This window comes from Bacillus sp. FSL P4-0334 (genome assembly GCF_038004825.1).
Lineage (GTDB): Bacteria > Bacillota > Bacilli > Bacillales > Bacillaceae > Bacillus > Bacillus velezensis.
This window is the reverse complement of sequence record NZ_JBBORX010000001.1, coordinates 916468-930836: the sequence shown is the minus strand read 5'-3', so window position 1 is coordinate 930836 and position 14369 is coordinate 916468. Positions and strand designations below refer to the sequence as shown.

General features: G+C 38.0%; 13 protein-coding genes. 11 read left to right on the top strand and 2 right to left on the bottom strand.

Annotated elements, in window-relative coordinates; translation table 11 throughout:
- Positions 1-46: 46 nt before the first annotated feature.
- Genes NSQ37_RS04690 through NSQ37_RS04680 form a run of 3 tightly spaced genes read left to right on the top strand, consistent with a single transcriptional unit; the run spans position 47 to position 1804 of the window.
- Positions 47-1162: a response regulator aspartate phosphatase gene (locus tag NSQ37_RS04690; protein WP_341123322.1), complete on the top strand. Its 1116-nt coding sequence runs from the start codon at positions 47-49 to the stop codon at positions 1160-1162.
- Complete coding sequence (locus NSQ37_RS04685; protein ID WP_007407881.1) at positions 1149-1283, top strand: hypothetical protein; 135 nt, start codon at positions 1149-1151, stop codon at positions 1281-1283. Before NSQ37_RS04690 ends, NSQ37_RS04685 begins: the two co-directional genes overlap by 14 nt.
- Before the next feature lie 47 nt (positions 1284-1330).
- The gene (locus NSQ37_RS04680) at positions 1331-1804 is read left to right on the top strand and encodes a GNAT family N-acetyltransferase (protein ID WP_015418601.1); all 474 of its coding nucleotides are present in this window, start codon (positions 1331-1333) and stop codon (positions 1802-1804) included.
- 29 nt (positions 1805-1833) lie between these two features.
- On the opposite strand, the gene NSQ37_RS04675 is transcribed toward NSQ37_RS04680, so the two are convergent.
- On the bottom strand, positions 1834-2814 hold the full coding sequence (locus NSQ37_RS04675; RefSeq protein ID WP_015240941.1) for an aldo/keto reductase: 981 nt from the start codon (positions 2812-2814) through the stop codon (positions 1834-1836).
- A gap of 182 nt (positions 2815-2996) precedes the next feature.
- On the opposite strand from NSQ37_RS04675, the gene NSQ37_RS04670 reads away from it, so the two are divergent.
- The 5 genes from NSQ37_RS04670 to rlmH all read left to right on the top strand — a co-directional run bounded on the left by NSQ37_RS04670 (position 2997) and on the right by rlmH (position 6242).
- On the top strand, positions 2997-3746 hold the full coding sequence (locus NSQ37_RS04670; RefSeq protein WP_015240940.1) for a YiiX/YebB-like N1pC/P60 family cysteine hydrolase: 750 nt from the start codon (positions 2997-2999) through the stop codon (positions 3744-3746).
- A 10-nt stretch (positions 3747-3756) separates the two neighbouring features.
- Entirely contained in the window at positions 3757-4920 is a 1164-nt protein-coding gene (locus tag NSQ37_RS04665; RefSeq protein WP_253612712.1) for a hypothetical protein, read from the top strand.
- A gap of 267 nt (positions 4921-5187) precedes the next feature.
- Positions 5188-5358 (top strand): hypothetical protein, encoded by a 171-nt coding sequence (locus tag NSQ37_RS04660; protein ID WP_162839609.1) that lies wholly within the window; start codon positions 5188-5190, stop codon positions 5356-5358.
- Between the two features lie 153 nt (positions 5359-5511).
- Positions 5512-5682, top strand: a complete 171-nt coding sequence (locus tag NSQ37_RS04655) for a CxxH/CxxC protein (RefSeq protein ID WP_004393147.1) — start codon at positions 5512-5514, stop codon at positions 5680-5682.
- Positions 5683-5762: 80 nt separating this feature from the next.
- Positions 5763-6242, top strand: a complete 480-nt coding sequence (rlmH, locus tag NSQ37_RS04650) for a 23S rRNA (pseudouridine(1915)-N(3))-methyltransferase RlmH (protein WP_013354196.1) — start codon at positions 5763-5765, stop codon at positions 6240-6242.
- Between the two features lie 136 nt (positions 6243-6378).
- Here the strand turns inward: rlmH and NSQ37_RS04645 are convergent, their stop codons facing one another.
- Positions 6379-7416, bottom strand: a complete 1038-nt coding sequence (locus NSQ37_RS04645) for a hypothetical protein (RefSeq protein ID WP_253612713.1) — start codon at positions 7414-7416, stop codon at positions 6379-6381.
- A 484-nt stretch (positions 7417-7900) separates the two neighbouring features.
- On the opposite strand from NSQ37_RS04645, the gene NSQ37_RS04640 reads away from it, so the two are divergent.
- From NSQ37_RS04640 to NSQ37_RS04630, 3 genes are all read left to right on the top strand, one after another.
- Entirely contained in the window at positions 7901-9193 is a 1293-nt protein-coding gene (locus NSQ37_RS04640; RefSeq protein WP_119001982.1) for a reverse transcriptase domain-containing protein, read from the top strand.
- A 90-nt stretch (positions 9194-9283) separates the two neighbouring features.
- On the top strand, positions 9284-10819 hold the full coding sequence (locus NSQ37_RS04635) for a caspase family protein (RefSeq protein ID WP_253612714.1): 1536 nt from the start codon (positions 9284-9286) through the stop codon (positions 10817-10819).
- A 361-nt stretch (positions 10820-11180) separates the two neighbouring features.
- Positions 11181-14273 carry a DEAD/DEAH box helicase gene (locus NSQ37_RS04630; protein ID WP_341123316.1) on the top strand — a complete coding sequence of 1031 codons (3093 nt, stop codon included), beginning with the start codon at positions 11181-11183 and terminating at the stop codon, positions 14271-14273.
- The last annotated feature ends 96 nt before the right edge of the window (positions 14274-14369 follow it).

The window sequence follows — 14369 nt, the reverse complement described above, 5'->3', positions numbered from 1 at the left end:
ATGATATATTTATTACACAAAATGGGAAAGGGAGGTGTCCTGACAGATGGCTGAAGTGATGGCCCACGAAACAGTTGCGAAAAAAATCAGTGACTGGTATGAGGAAATCAAAAAGCACAACACTGAATCGGCTGAGGCGTTAAGAGAACAACTGCTTACGGATCTGCAAAATATGACACAAAATCAAACGGTGCTCCTTTATTTTAATTTAATTGATTCCCGCTATAAGCTTTTGATGGAAGAGTATGAGAAAACAGACGGCATATTAAAAACGATCCAGCTGAACGCCGATAAAGAAAAAACAGACCAGATGATTCAATACTATTATTATTTCTTTTCCGGAATGCACGAGTTTTACCGTAAACGGTTTATGAACGCCATTAATTTTTACCGGATTGCTGAAAGCAGGCTCCGGCACATACCGAATGAGATTGAAAGAGCCGAGTTTAATTATCAAGTGGCGATTGCCTACTATGAAATCCGCCAAAACTACTTTGCGATGAACCACGCGGAAAAAGCGTTGGAGATCTACAAAGCCAATGAAATGTACGCGGTCAGAGAAGCACAGTGTTTAATGGTGATCGGCTGTAACAGAATGGACTTGTTTCACTATCAGAAAGCCGAAGAGCTCCTGCAGACGGCGGTTCATCAAGCCGCCAAAGCGGGCGATCCGCATATTGAGGCGCTCGCCCACTTTAACGCAGGCATTTGCTATGAAAGACAGGAAAAGCTTGAGGAGGCGCGGGTCGAGTTTGAAACGGCTCTCGATCAAAAGGAGCATTTGCGATCAGCGTATTCGGTGCGGAGTCTGTACATGCTGGCCAGAGTGTTATTGAAACAGGAACAGGCGGATGAGGGCCGGTTTTGGCTGCATAAAGCGCTGAATGCCGCTGAAGAGAAAAACGAGCCCGTATACACCCAAAAGCTGCGCATCTTACAGCATGTCTTTATTGACAACAATGAAGAAGCGCTTGAATCAGCTTTCGCCGAGTTAAGAAGGAAAGAGCTGTGGAGTGACGTTTCCGACTTATCGTATCAGGCCGCTGCGCATTTTAAAAAACAGGAGAATTACAAACTGGCGGCGAAGTATTTTCAAGAATCAATTGATGCCAATGACCAAATTTTGAGATTAACGGAGGGGATTCGTAATGAAAACATGTAAATTCATTGTACTCTCAGCAGCCTTGGCAAGTCTCATTTCGATTGGATTATTTGCGCAAACTGGTTCAACGGCACAAGCCGAACAAATCATAAAACCGGCGGAAAACGGAGCCTTCGGATAATACTTCATGATACCGCTTTCAGTCTGTGTTTCGTAAGGAGTGATTCAATGGCTATCACGCTGCAGCCGATGACAGAACAAGAATTTCAGTCCTATCTCGCTCATTCAACCAAGCATTACGCTGAAGAAAAGGTAAAAGCGGGAACGTGGCTGCCTGACGAAGCGCCGGAATTAGCGGAGCTGGCGTTTAATGACCTGCTTCCTGAAGGCTTGGAGACGGCCGATCACTATTTATGGACGCTGACATTGGACGGAAAGGAAAATGCCGGCTGGCTGTGGCTGCACGCCGATCCGGACCACCCGCAGCAGGACGCATTTATTTATGATTTCGGCCTTCATCCGCCTTTCCGCGGCAAAGGCTATGCAAAAGAGGCGCTCGCAAGGCTGGAGGACAAAGCCAAAGACCTGGGTGTCCGCAAGATTTCTCTCCATGTGTTCGCTCATAACGAAACGGCGCGGAAGCTGTATGAGAAGACCGGATTTCTGGAGACGGATGTCATCATGAGCAAAAAGCTGTCATGAAAAGAGGCCCGCACGATGGGCCTCTTTTGTTATTCATCTAACAATGTCATCATGTGTTCCGGATAACGCTCGCCGGCCGCGGTGCCGATCGGAAACATCTCATCCAAACGCGCCTTCACATCCTCGGGAAGCACAATATCGAGAGCGGCGAGGTTCTCTTCCAAGTAGTGTTTCTTTTTTGTGCCCGGGATCGGAATGAGATCATCGCCGTTTGCAAGAACCCATGCGAGCGCAAGCTGAGGCGCGGTGATATTCATTTCCCGGGCAATGGCGTTAAGTTTTTGGACGAGCCCTATATTCACCGCCAAATTGTCTCCCTGGAATCTCGGCGTTCTTCTTCTGTAATCATCGGCATCCAGCTGCTCGGTCGACGTCATCTTTCCGGAAAGAAAACCTCTGCCGAGCGGACTGTAAGGCACAAATGAAATGCCGAGCTCACGGCAGGCGGGCAGCACATGCTCCTCTGCTTCCCTGCTCCATAAAGAATATTCCGATTGAAGCGCGGCAATCGGGTGAATGCGGACGGCGCGCCTGATCGTTTCTGCGGAAGCCTCTGACAATCCGATATATCTCACCTTTCCTTCGTCTATCAGCTCCTTCATGGCGCCGACGGTTTCTTCAATCGGCACCCGCGGATCAACCCGGTGCAGATAATAAAGGTCGATATAATCCGTCCCAAGGCGTTTCAGACTGGCGTCACACGCTTTTTTCACATAATCGGGCCGTCCGTTAATTTCGATAAACTCACCCTTTTCGCTTCGGACATAACCGAATTTCGTCGCGAGGCACAGCTCCTTTCTGAATGGGGCGAGTGCTCTGCCGACAAGCTCTTCATTTGCACCCAATCCATATTGATCAGCCGTATCAAACAAATTCACGCCGAGATGAACGGCATGATGCAGGGTGGAAATCGACTCAACCTCACTCTGGCTGCCGTAGTATTCCGACATGCCCATGCACCCTAACCCCATTGCGGAAACCCGCATCGAACCGATCGTTCTGTCCTTCATATGTCCTCCCCCTTTCTTGTATGATAACCGGATTTCCTGATATTTGAAAATGGTTTATGCATATGATTTACATATTGTTATAAAATTTTTAAAAATCTGTAAATTATCTATTTTTTTATCGCAATTCCGTCATATAATACAAATGTGGAAAAATTATACTCAAAGAAAAGAGGCGAAGTAATATGTGTAAAAAGCTGTTCAAAGCCGTCCTCCCGTTTGCCCTGTCATTCACCATGGTTCTGTCGTTCTCCGGTTTGAATGTAAAAGCGAAAGAAACAGAAACAGCCCGCTACGCAAAAGAAATCGCAGACCTTCAGCAGGGCACGACCCCTCAAGACGTTCTCCAATCCGCAAAAGAGCTTGCCAAACAGAAGCACGTTTCAACAGAAGCAATTCTCAAGCAGTTTCATCAAGAAATCACGGCAGACAAGGTGCAGGGAAATGTAATCGCTTCCAAAGAAGGGCTCTCTGCGATGGGCGGATCGTCAGGAACCAAAAAACTTCCGAAAAGCACAAAAGGCAATATTTATTACACGAACTCATACACCGCTTATTACAACCACGGGCATGTCGGCATGTATTCATCCGCTGATAAAATTGTTGAATCCGTGCCGGGAGACGGCGTCCGCCAGATTGCTTATAACGGCAGAGAAGTCGAAGACAATTCAATCGTTCAGACCGTGAAAGTTACCGATGCCCAAAAACAAGCCGCCGCTGACTGGGCTGTATCAAGAGTGGGTGATGAGTACTCCTTCAACTTCGTCAATAACAGAAATACGGGCCATGAAGGCGCCAAAAACTGCTCAAAACTGCTGTGGTCGGCATTCCTCTTAAAAGCCGGGATTGATATCGACTCTAACGGCGGCTTAGGCGTATATCCGCGCGACATCACAAGCTCGTCCTACACAACCACGATTCTGACCATTCACTAAGGAGAACAACGTGAAAAAAATCATCTGGATACCCTTAGTGATCATCGCCGCCGCAGCGGTCTTATGCTTCTTCTATTTCCGCACGGAAGATCCTGCGGAGGTTGCGAGAGACACATTAAATGACCCTGATTTTCTGAAAGATAAAGAGGCGCTGCTGTATTTCTCCACTGCGGCTGACCAAGACACGTTCGGCGGCGGAAAAAGCTACGCCCTCTTCGCCGATGAAAAAGGGCGGATCTCTTCTTATCAAATGAAGGGGCTTGAGCTCGGATCGGCCAAAGTGCATGACGGCAGCGTGCTGCTGGAGGACAAAAAAGGAATCTACACCGTTCAGCACGGCCTTCACACGTATAAAAGAGCGTACCAGCATACGGGAGACAGCGCGGGATATATCGAGCGGGCGAAAGGCTTTTACACGCTGTATAATTCGGGCTACGACAAGAGCGGCGGCAGCTATCGCTCAGAGCTGTACCGCCAGATTGACGGCAAGTGGAAGCAAGACGTCATCCCGCACTATATCCGCGCTTCAGGCTTTTTTAAAGATCATCTTTTCGCGCTCACGCCGACAGATGACGAAAAAGGCTATCACGTCCAAGACATTCAGGCTGATAAAGAGAAGCTCCATACAACATCAATCGCGACATGGACGTATAAAGAAGGCACGTCTGTCGAATCCCAGCTCACCGCGGACGACAGCGCCGTCTGCTTTGTCACCAGAGGGGAAAAAGCAGATCACATCTATCAAATGGTGAAAGTCATGAAAAACAGCGGCGCCATCAAAACGTATGACATCGCCGCTTATAAAAATTACGAACAGACTATCTATGACTCCATGCCGTTCAGCTTCAAAAAAAGCTTTTTCATGGAGCAGCGCAGCTTCTATTTCGTTGACGGCTTCGGAAACGTGTACCGCATCAACCCTGAGACCGGAAAAAGCAAAAAAGCCTTCAAGCTCCCCGCATCACGAATGAAAGCCGACTTCAAAGAGCTGACGCATCAAAACGGAAAGCTGTATCTGTTTACGTACAGCTACAAAAAGCCCGCCAAAATCGAATCCTTCGACCTGAAAACGGGCAAAAAGCTGAACGACCTGACCATCCCAAACTTAAAAAACATCGTCACGCCGAAAAGCCATCTCAAGCTGTATGATGTGCAGGTGATGGGTGGGCTTTGAAGAGTATAAACATTTCGGAAGAGCTTGCCGCTTTTGGTAAGCTTTTTATAATGAAACGTTACTGCAAGAAAGAAGGTGGTCATTTGAAATCATTCAGTATCTTCTTATTGTTGTCCGTCATTTGTATAACCATTGTTTTTGTCATAATGAATATGTTGATTGGATACCCTGATGTGAGTAACGGGGCATGATGATGATTGTATATATCGTTGTGACCCTCTTAATCAGGCTATATAACAAGAAGACAGTCGGTGAAGGAGGGAGCCGATGAAGAAAAAGCTTGCCGCGGTGACCGTCACCATTCTCCTGGTTTCCGTAATAACCAACTCTTTTTTAAACGGCGGAAAGCCGGACTGGATTGATGTATGCTTTACGCTGCTGGCGTGTCTATTAGGAATTCTGTTCGTCCTTCGCTTAGAAAAAAGAGAAAACACGTAAAGAGCCGGATGCTGCAAACGCCGGCTCTTTTTGCGCGTGATTTGCCGAATTGTGGATAAAACTCAGCCCGAAGCACTACTAACATGTGTATAAATAGGTTATATTGAAAAGAGAACAATTGCCGCGCGCAAAAGAAAATCGGAGGATGTAACAATGAAAACCGCTTATTATTCTTGTGAAGAACATATCGAAACCGTGCTGGACATGTACATAGATGATCATGAGCTTCCGCCCGAAATCAGAAAAATCGAACATACTAACAGTTTATCCACAGCCTGTGAATTATGTGGGGACACTGCAACATATCTAGTAGGGAACGAATGATCCTACACAAAATACAGAAAAGATATCCACAATTGTGGACAATATATATGAATAACTTGTTTCTAAAGTGGGGATGACCTGTGAATATCAATATCGTGACAATTGGAAAACTAAAAGAAAAATACCTCAAGCAAGGCATTGAAGAATACAAAAAACGACTTTCAGCCTACGCAAAAATCGACATCATCGAACTCCCGGACGAAAAAGCCCCGGAAAACCTGAGCGACCAAGACATGAAAATCGTCAAAGACAAAGAAGGCGAACGCATCCTGGCCAAAATCAGCCCGGACACCCACGTCATCGCCCTCGCCATCGAAGGAAAAATGAAAACATCCGAAGAACTAGCCGATACAATAGATAAGCTGGCGACTTATGGAAAAAGCAAAATCACCTTCGTCATCGGCGGCTCACTCGGACTAAGCGACGCCGTCATGAAACGGGCAGACGACAAACTGTCATTTTCGAAAATGACATTTCCTCATCAGCTCATGCGTCTGATTTTAGTGGAGCAGATTTATCGGGCGTTTCGGATTAATCGTGGGGAGCCTTATCATAAATAGATGAGGTTTTACCTGTATACCAAAACAGTCTCTTCCCCAACAAATGGGGGAGAGACTGTTTTGGTTATATTAAAGTTTGTATTGTATATTTGAATTTACAACAAAGGGAATGACATTAGGTAATACAGTTGAAAGATTATAAACCCACAGATTGTTTCAAATGCTTTTTTTCTTTCTCAATTAAAGACTTGAAATATTGAGTTGGATTATCCCCAAAATCAGGTTTTGTTCGGTTTCTTGTTTTTTCAACATAGAATTGAATGATTTTATCAGCATTTCTTTTAGGGAAAGCAATTCTAATTAAATTAAATAAATCTCTACCATTATGTGTGTTAATAAAAATTTTCTTTAACAGATTATCGGCGGTAGCAAATAAAAAAACCTCATGCGTTTTTGATTCATTCCAGTAAAGTGTACTCCAACATGATAGATAGGTTAAATCCCATGCTTGATTCATACAACCTTTTTCAATTCTTTCTAATATATCGCTATTAGCGTGTTTAGGTGCTTTGATACCATTTTGATTGGAAAATAACATAACAAGATATGTATTGATATATTGAGAGATGAGTAAATTGTCAAAGTTCCAACTTAGGAATTCTAATAATTTTTCTACAGGATCCATGTCAGAGTCTCGATATATATTAACTAAATGCAACATGCTTGCATAATTCATTAGGAAGTGATCATTAGTGTCATGATAAGTGATTGAGTTTTCATATGGAATATTGAAAAAGTCACACTTTGGAATCTGGTCTATTGTGCCACGAGCCAAATTTAACCATATATGAGGTGGATAAAAATCGAAAATATCATTAAAATTATTTAGCTCTATTTTAGCATTGTAAGAATCGTTGTATCCTGATGCATTTTCCATTATTGCTAATCCAGCACTGATTGGAACCTGATTCAATTGAGCCCATAACATTAAAAAAGCAATCATCCTTTTTTCTGTAGTGTCTTTTAGATCACCATTTTTAGCAAGAGACAATAAACTACTAAAAAGGTTTCTATCAAGAATTAAAGAAACTTCTTTTTCTTCGTTTAATGTTCTAATTTCAGAGTAATCAATCGATCCTGTTGATGCATATATTGGGTGGAAAACTAGTTGAGTATCATTAATTGAATCCCAAATCAGTTGAAGATCATCATCTTCTAAAAATAAAAAATTCATATATTTACTCCTTTTAATTATTAGGAAACAGCTTCTCAGTAGTTAATATTACCCTCAAACCACAAAATTTATTTTATATTTTTCAAGATACCTAATTTCAGATCTTTGGTCAAAACATAATGGCTTTTGATTGACTTTTTTGACTATTTTAATTTCAGATGGTAATATTAATCTGGTTAACGCCTCATAAAAGTAGTTATGAGGGAAATTGGTGAATTTCTGTCAAGCTTTATCTCAATTATAATCATAATACTTACCCAGTCGATTACAATCGATAACGCTTCTGAATAACTTGGCATTTGGATACCTCCAATCGTCATAAACAACCAATTTAATATACTGATTATAGTATAAGCTATTAGTGCATTCAGTAGCCTCTTTATAGGCTAGCAATGGTCTATAATTCGAAAGGAGAGTATGCTAGCAGGGTTTTTGATAGAGAGTAATAGGCTACGATTACATACCCCTGCTAGCTCTGCCAAATATGAATGAAAAAAAGTATCGTGTAAAGGGTTATAAGCACCTTGATAATAAAAAATCAATTGAAAAAGTTAAGAGTAAAATCCAGAACCCTCGATGGGTTGCTAAACATGGTTTTTACCCGTTTATGCATTTTGAAATTAAGTTTCAAAAATATAGCAGAAAAGAAAAAAAGCGAAAAGAAAAAGTTCGTAAAATTTTCTATGCGTCTCATATGGATAGATATATCTATAAGTACTATGGGGACAAGCTAAATAACCACTATAATTCTGTTGTAAATGAACTAGGTATTAATGAAGTTGCAACTGCATATCGGAATAACTTATCTGGAAAAAGTAATATTAACTTCGCTAAAGAAGTTATTGATTTTATAAAAGTACAGCAAAGTGCATATATTTTTGTTGCTGACTTTACTAATTTCTTTGATACATTGGATCATAGGTATCTTAAAGAGAAAATCCGCTATGTTCTAAAAAAGGATACACTACCTAACGATTATTATAATGTTTTCAAGAATATAACAAGGTTTAGTTACTTTATTAAAGATACAATAGAATCGGAATTAGAAACTAAGTACTCTGAAAGTGAAATTAAAAATAGTTATAAGTATTTCACAGAAGAGGAATTTAGAGCCTTTAAGCATAAAAATATATACAAGAATTCTAAGAGCTATGGAATTCCTCAAGGTGCAGGTATCAGTTCAGTCTGTTCTAATATTTACTTGCTAGACTTTGATGAAAAATTGAAAAAATATGTAAAAGAACAAAAGGGCCTATATCGCAGGTATTGTGATGATTTAATTATAGTTATTCCTATTGAAGGGGACGCCCAGGACTATAACTATCAAATTCACCAAAAAAATATGGATGATATAAAAGGACAAATTCCAAATTTAGAAATACAACCTGAAAAGACAGGGAATTATTTTTATATTGATAATCAGATTACTGATTTAGACTTTAATGAAACAAAATTAGACTATTTAGGGTTCAGTTTTAATGGTAAAGAAGTTCGAATTAGAGAAAAAAGTCTTTTTAAGTATTATACTAGAACATATCGTAAAGTAAGGATTTGCAATAGTAAATCAAAAGAGTTTGGTCGTAAATCTTATCGGAGAGAGTTATATAAGACTTATTCGCATTTAGGCAAAAATAAAAAAGGACACGGAAACTTTATTAGTTACGTCGAAAGAGCACAGAAGATATTTGATGAAGATTCAAAAACTATAAATCTTATGGAAACACAAGTGAAGAAACACTGGAAAAACATTCAATCACGATTAGAACAGCCAGAATAATACAGACAAGCCCAATTAAAATTGGGCTTGTCTATTTATATGGTTATTACAATCTTAATCAGATAAACAAGTGAAGCTGGAGTGATCTATATGGGAAGGATAAAGGCATTTTTAGTAGGAGTTAGTGATTATTCAGGTATTGGTGCACCTGACTTACCATTTTGTAAAACAGACATAATTAATGTTAATAAAGCGTTAAGAGAAGGACTACAGCTGGATGATATGGATATTTTTCAAATGGGTATGACAAATAACGGTCATGTAGCAACCGTCGATTTTGTACATGCCCTTGAGCTTTTTATTAGCAATTTACAAAAAGATGACATATTTATTTTTTATTTCTCAGGTCATGGGACTTCTAGCGAAATTCATAATATTGTTTTTAGTGATGGATTATTATGTACTCAGGACATAATTAATAAAATAGGCGAGTCATTAGCTAAAAGCAAAGTACTGCTTATAGACTGCTGCTATTCAGGTAATTTTAGAGTTGAAGGTACAAAAAGCACTAATTTAGAAGAATCTATAGAATCTTTTCAAGGTAGCGGTTATGCGATATTAAGTGGTAGTAACGCTATTGAACCTTCTTATGGAGGGAGAAATGGAAGTATATTTACAAATATTTTATGTGATGGACTGACGAATAAATTTTTAATAAAAAAGGGAGAACTTTCACTTTATGATTTGCAGTTGTGGGTAAAGAGGTTACTTGAGATTCATACTTTAAATAATCCGGATACACCTCAGCATGCTATATATAGAGCTAATACAGGAGGTACAATTTATTTTAAAGTTTCAGAGTATACTCCTTATGAAAAAGGTAATATTTACTTTGAAAACGAAGATTACATTATTAAGAGTGTGGAACCTGTTCATCATGGTTCTAAAAAAAGGTACGCGGCAAAAATACTTCTTAAGAAACCATTCTCGGATGCAGAAATAGCGGACGTCTCAACAAAAATTAAAAAAAGATTACTGTTTTGTGATGTATATAATAACAAAATACAAGAAGACAGATATAAAGGCTTTCCATCAGATATAATATGGATTTATTTCACTTTTTATGATAGTGATATTTTGCGAGGAAATTATTATTGTAAAACTACTTGGGTAAGTGATAATCAAGATAAGACTTATTGGTATAGTTTAGAAGGCTCTAATAAACGTTTAATAAAAAGTGTTCATTTTGAGTTTTATCCCCAATATAAGATAATGAGTAATTTTATTTTGGATAATACCAAGTCTAACGATGAAGTACTATATAAAGTTAAAGAAATTAGGTATCAAATGATAACATATGCTGAATCTATAATTTCATTATTTAATGAGTATCAAAATGAGACTATTTTTGAAGATGAGTTATTTGCAAGTGTAACACCTTATTCGTCAGTGCTGGACAGTTTATTTTTTGAATCAAATGACTTACCTTTTTCTGATGAGACATTATCAGAATGGGTACAAGCTAACATAATCTTATTTAGCACAATACATGATTTTACTCTGTTTTATAATGAGAAATTTCGCAACACTAGAGATTCTGCTAATAGAAAGTTAGTAATGCAAAGTACGGTGTTAAGGTATTATGAAGACTTAAAGGTTCTAAAAGAACTAGAACAAAAGAGGTGAAAAAACCTCATTTAGGTACACTACGGAGAGCCTTATCATAAGTGAGTGAGGTTTTACAATTGATAAAAGAAAAACAAATTTAAGTCAAGCCTTTTGATACAAATTAAGCTAAGAAGCATTTTCTTTAGCATAGTAAATTTTTTCTTTGATAAAGAATGTAGTGAAAATATTGAAAAATGTAAAATGTTGATATAAAGTTAATGAAATAGATCAGCCTCATTAAATCCAAACATTATCATTTGTTGAAAAGCTTCTAGTAAATCTAATTTTGTCCATGAAAAACTCTGCATTTTTAAAATGAAATACACAAATGCAACATATAATTCAAGTTTTCTATATATGGATGATGACGGGGGATAGTATGAACGGAAGGAAAGACATTTTAAATGCTTGGATTACGATAGAGCAACTATCAGAAGGTTCTATTAATAAAAAAGATAAAGCTCTAAAGCCTTTACATACAGTGGAGGAGGACTGGAATAAGTTTTTTTTAGACTTTTTAACTAAACAAAAAGAACAGCAAAATGTATCAGATAAGTTCTTTAAGAAGTCGGGCTTAGTATTATATTTTGATATATTCAATTTTCAAGAGATTGTTGACATATTGAGGGAGAAATATAAGATCGCTAAGACCTGCGAAGAAGTTAGTAACTCTGACAAATTCACCTTCTCTGTATATTTTGATAACCAATTAAATTTCATAGCAGACAAATTGTTCTATACGATGAGCGGTTATATCCGCCGACATGGCGATTTACCGAAAGATATTTTAAAAGTTGAAAACTCATTTAGAGAAGACTTGAACAGAAAATTTGATGAGGATTTTAATACCGCATTTTCTGAACTCTTACAAAATTATAATGTTACTACAGAAAATTTCCGCTATGCATTTGTGAAAAACTTGGATAATGGAGATGTGAATCTACATTCGTTTTTTATTGGAGATCTGAACAAGGCAAAGACAATCACTAATAAAAATTTGGATAGATATTTTAATGGCTTTTCTGGATACAGAAAAAATTTAGATGGTAAAAAAGAATCAACTCATTTTAATTCACATGTTTTCGAGATGATTTTGCAACCTAAATTTTATCCGTTGGGACGTTTCCCCAGTAATCCTAAGTTTGCGCTTTCATTCATGCAACAGGTTGCGGTAAATCTTGCTTTAAATGATGAAAATGATATTCGTAGTGTCAATGGACCGCCAGGAACAGGGAAAACAACACTGTTAAAAGATATTTTCGCTGATTTAGTAGTGCAACAGGCAGCGGAAATTTTACAGCTGTCTGATAAAAATATTCAAGGTAGTCTAGTTTATTGGCAGAGTGCCAAACTTGGTGTTTTACCGGATTCCATTTCAGATAAGAATATTATTGTAGCAAGTTCAAACAATGGGGCAGTCCAAAATATTGTTAAGGAGTTACCAAAGAAAGAAAAGATTGCTGACGATTTTCAAAAGCAAATAGAGGAAGCAAATTATTTTAAAGATGTTTCTAATTCTAAATTAACTGGTGAAGGTTTCGGAAAGAATCGCAAGATAAAAAGTGAGCTTTTAAATGAGGATAATTGGGGTACATTTTCGTTGGAAGGCGGAGCGTCAACAAACATTAACAAGTTACTTTTAACCATTGAAGTAATTGAAAAAGATTTAGAAGAAAATTATCAAGCGAATACAGATGTAAGTGTATATCAAGAATTCTCACGTCTCTATGATGAATTAAAAACTGAAAGAGAAAAAAATCAAGAATATAGCGAGAAAATGTATTCTCTTCAAAAATTTAAAACCAAGCATAAGGAGCAAACCATTGCTTTTGAACAAGAAGTAACAGAGAAACGAGCAAATTTGATTTCACAGGAGGAAGAAGCGCAGCGTGAACTTGAAAGGCTGAGACAAGAAAGCGTAAATCTCCAAAAAAAGTTATCGGATTGTTCCATTGAAATCAAAAATTTGAATGATTTACAAGCTCAAGCTGAACGGAATTATGATGTAGTTACTTCACAAAAGCCAAGTTTTTTATGGTTCCAGAAAATATTTAATAAATCAAAAGTTGAGCAGTATTTCAAAAATCTCAATAATACGAATGCCCATTTAAATCATCTTTCTCAACAAAAGATTAAATTGTTAAATGAACGCATGAAATTCGAAAATGAACTAAAGGTAAATTCCGTTAAAATTGAATATACTCGGCAACAAATTCAGGACACAAAAGCTGATTTCGAACAATGGATGACTACTCAACAAAATGATTTGCAGAAATTGGAACAAGAAATTGTGTTATTGGAAAAACTCAAATTTCAAAGTGGAATAGAAGAACTAGATTTCTCACTATCATATGATGAACTTCAAAAGTCTAATCCATGGTTTACCAAGCGCTTTCGTATTTTACAATCAGAATTATTCATTTCAGCCTTAAAGGTTAGAAAGCAATTCCTGTATGAAAACAGAAAGAATTTGAGAGCGGCAAGAATTATTTGGAATAAACAGTCCGAATACATTGGAAAAGAGAATGGACATCAGTTAATTTCAGAATCATGGCAATGGTTGAATTTTGCTATCCCTGTTGTCAGTACTACTTTTGCTAGTTTTGGCAGGATGTTTAAAAACCTTAATGAAAATTCAATAGGTAACCTATTCATAGATGAGGCAGGCCAAGCACTACCGCAGGCAAGTGTTGGCGCAATTTTTAGAAGTAAAAAGGTTATGGTGGTTGGGGATCCATCACAAATAAAACCAGTGTTGACGTTAGATTCAAAAGTCCTGACATTGATTGGAAGGTATTATAAAGTTGATGAAAAGTTTGTCTCTGCTGATGCTTCTACTCAAACGATTGTGGATGCTGCAAGTCAGTATGGTTTCCAAAAAAATGAGGATGAATGGATTGGCATACCACTTTGGGTGCACAGACGTTCAAACTATCCGATGTTTACGATTTCAAATGAAATCTCGTATGATGGGTTGATGGTACAAGGTAAATCAGAAGATGAGTCACAAGGAAAATCACAATGGTATGATTCAACCGGAAAAGCAAATGACAAATTTGTTAAAGAACAAGCTGACTTACTGAAAAGTCTGATTGATAAGCGTTTGCAGGAAAATCCAGACTTAGCGGAAGAAATCTATGTTATATCTCCATTTAGAAATGCAGCTTATAAACTTGCACAAGTTTTAGACGAAATTAATTTTACGAAACGAGAAAATGGGAAAACAACAAATATCGGAACTGTCCATACTTTTCAAGGGAAAGAAGCAAAAATTGTCTATTTTGTTCTTGGAGCGGACACTAATAGCAGTGGGGCAGCAAGATGGGCTGTTTCTGATCCAAATATGATGAATGTTGCAGCTACACGAGCTAAAGAAGAATTTTATATTATTGGTGACAAGAAATTGTATGCCTCACTTGGAAGTGAAGTGGCAAATAAAACGATTTCGATTATTGAAGACTATAACAGGTAATCAGCGTTAGTATTCTAGTGGAATGTAACTGACCTAAAGTCCTTATAATACCCTTTTTATAGTGATATTGAAAAGTTCGGAGAAAATATCATTTCT

Bases quoted from the DNA above. Each gene is read 5' to 3' on its own strand.
- NSQ37_RS04690 (WP_341123322.1), top strand. From the start codon at position 47: ATGGCTGAAGTGATGGCCCACGAAACAGTTGCGAAAAAAATCAGTGAC.
- NSQ37_RS04685 (WP_007407881.1), top strand. From the start codon at position 1,149: ATGAAAACATGTAAATTCATTGTACTCTCAGCAGCCTTGGCAAGTCTC.
- NSQ37_RS04680 (WP_015418601.1), top strand. From the start codon at position 1,331: ATGGCTATCACGCTGCAGCCGATGACAGAACAAGAATTTCAGTCCTAT.
- NSQ37_RS04675 (WP_015240941.1), bottom strand. From the start codon at position 2,814: ATGAAGGACAGAACGATCGGTTCGATGCGGGTTTCCGCAATGGGGTTA.
- NSQ37_RS04670 (WP_015240940.1), top strand. From the start codon at position 2,997: ATGTGTAAAAAGCTGTTCAAAGCCGTCCTCCCGTTTGCCCTGTCATTC.
- NSQ37_RS04660 (WP_162839609.1), top strand. From the start codon at position 5,188: ATGAAGAAAAAGCTTGCCGCGGTGACCGTCACCATTCTCCTGGTTTCC.
- NSQ37_RS04655 (WP_004393147.1), top strand. From the start codon at position 5,512: ATGAAAACCGCTTATTATTCTTGTGAAGAACATATCGAAACCGTGCTG.
- NSQ37_RS04645 (WP_253612713.1), bottom strand. From the start codon at position 7,416: ATGAATTTTTTATTTTTAGAAGATGATGATCTTCAACTGATTTGGGAT.
- NSQ37_RS04640 (WP_119001982.1), top strand. From the start codon at position 7,901: ATGAATGAAAAAAAGTATCGTGTAAAGGGTTATAAGCACCTTGATAAT.
- NSQ37_RS04635 (WP_253612714.1), top strand. From the start codon at position 9,284: ATGGGAAGGATAAAGGCATTTTTAGTAGGAGTTAGTGATTATTCAGGT.
- NSQ37_RS04630 (WP_341123316.1), top strand. From the start codon at position 11,181: ATGAACGGAAGGAAAGACATTTTAAATGCTTGGATTACGATAGAGCAA.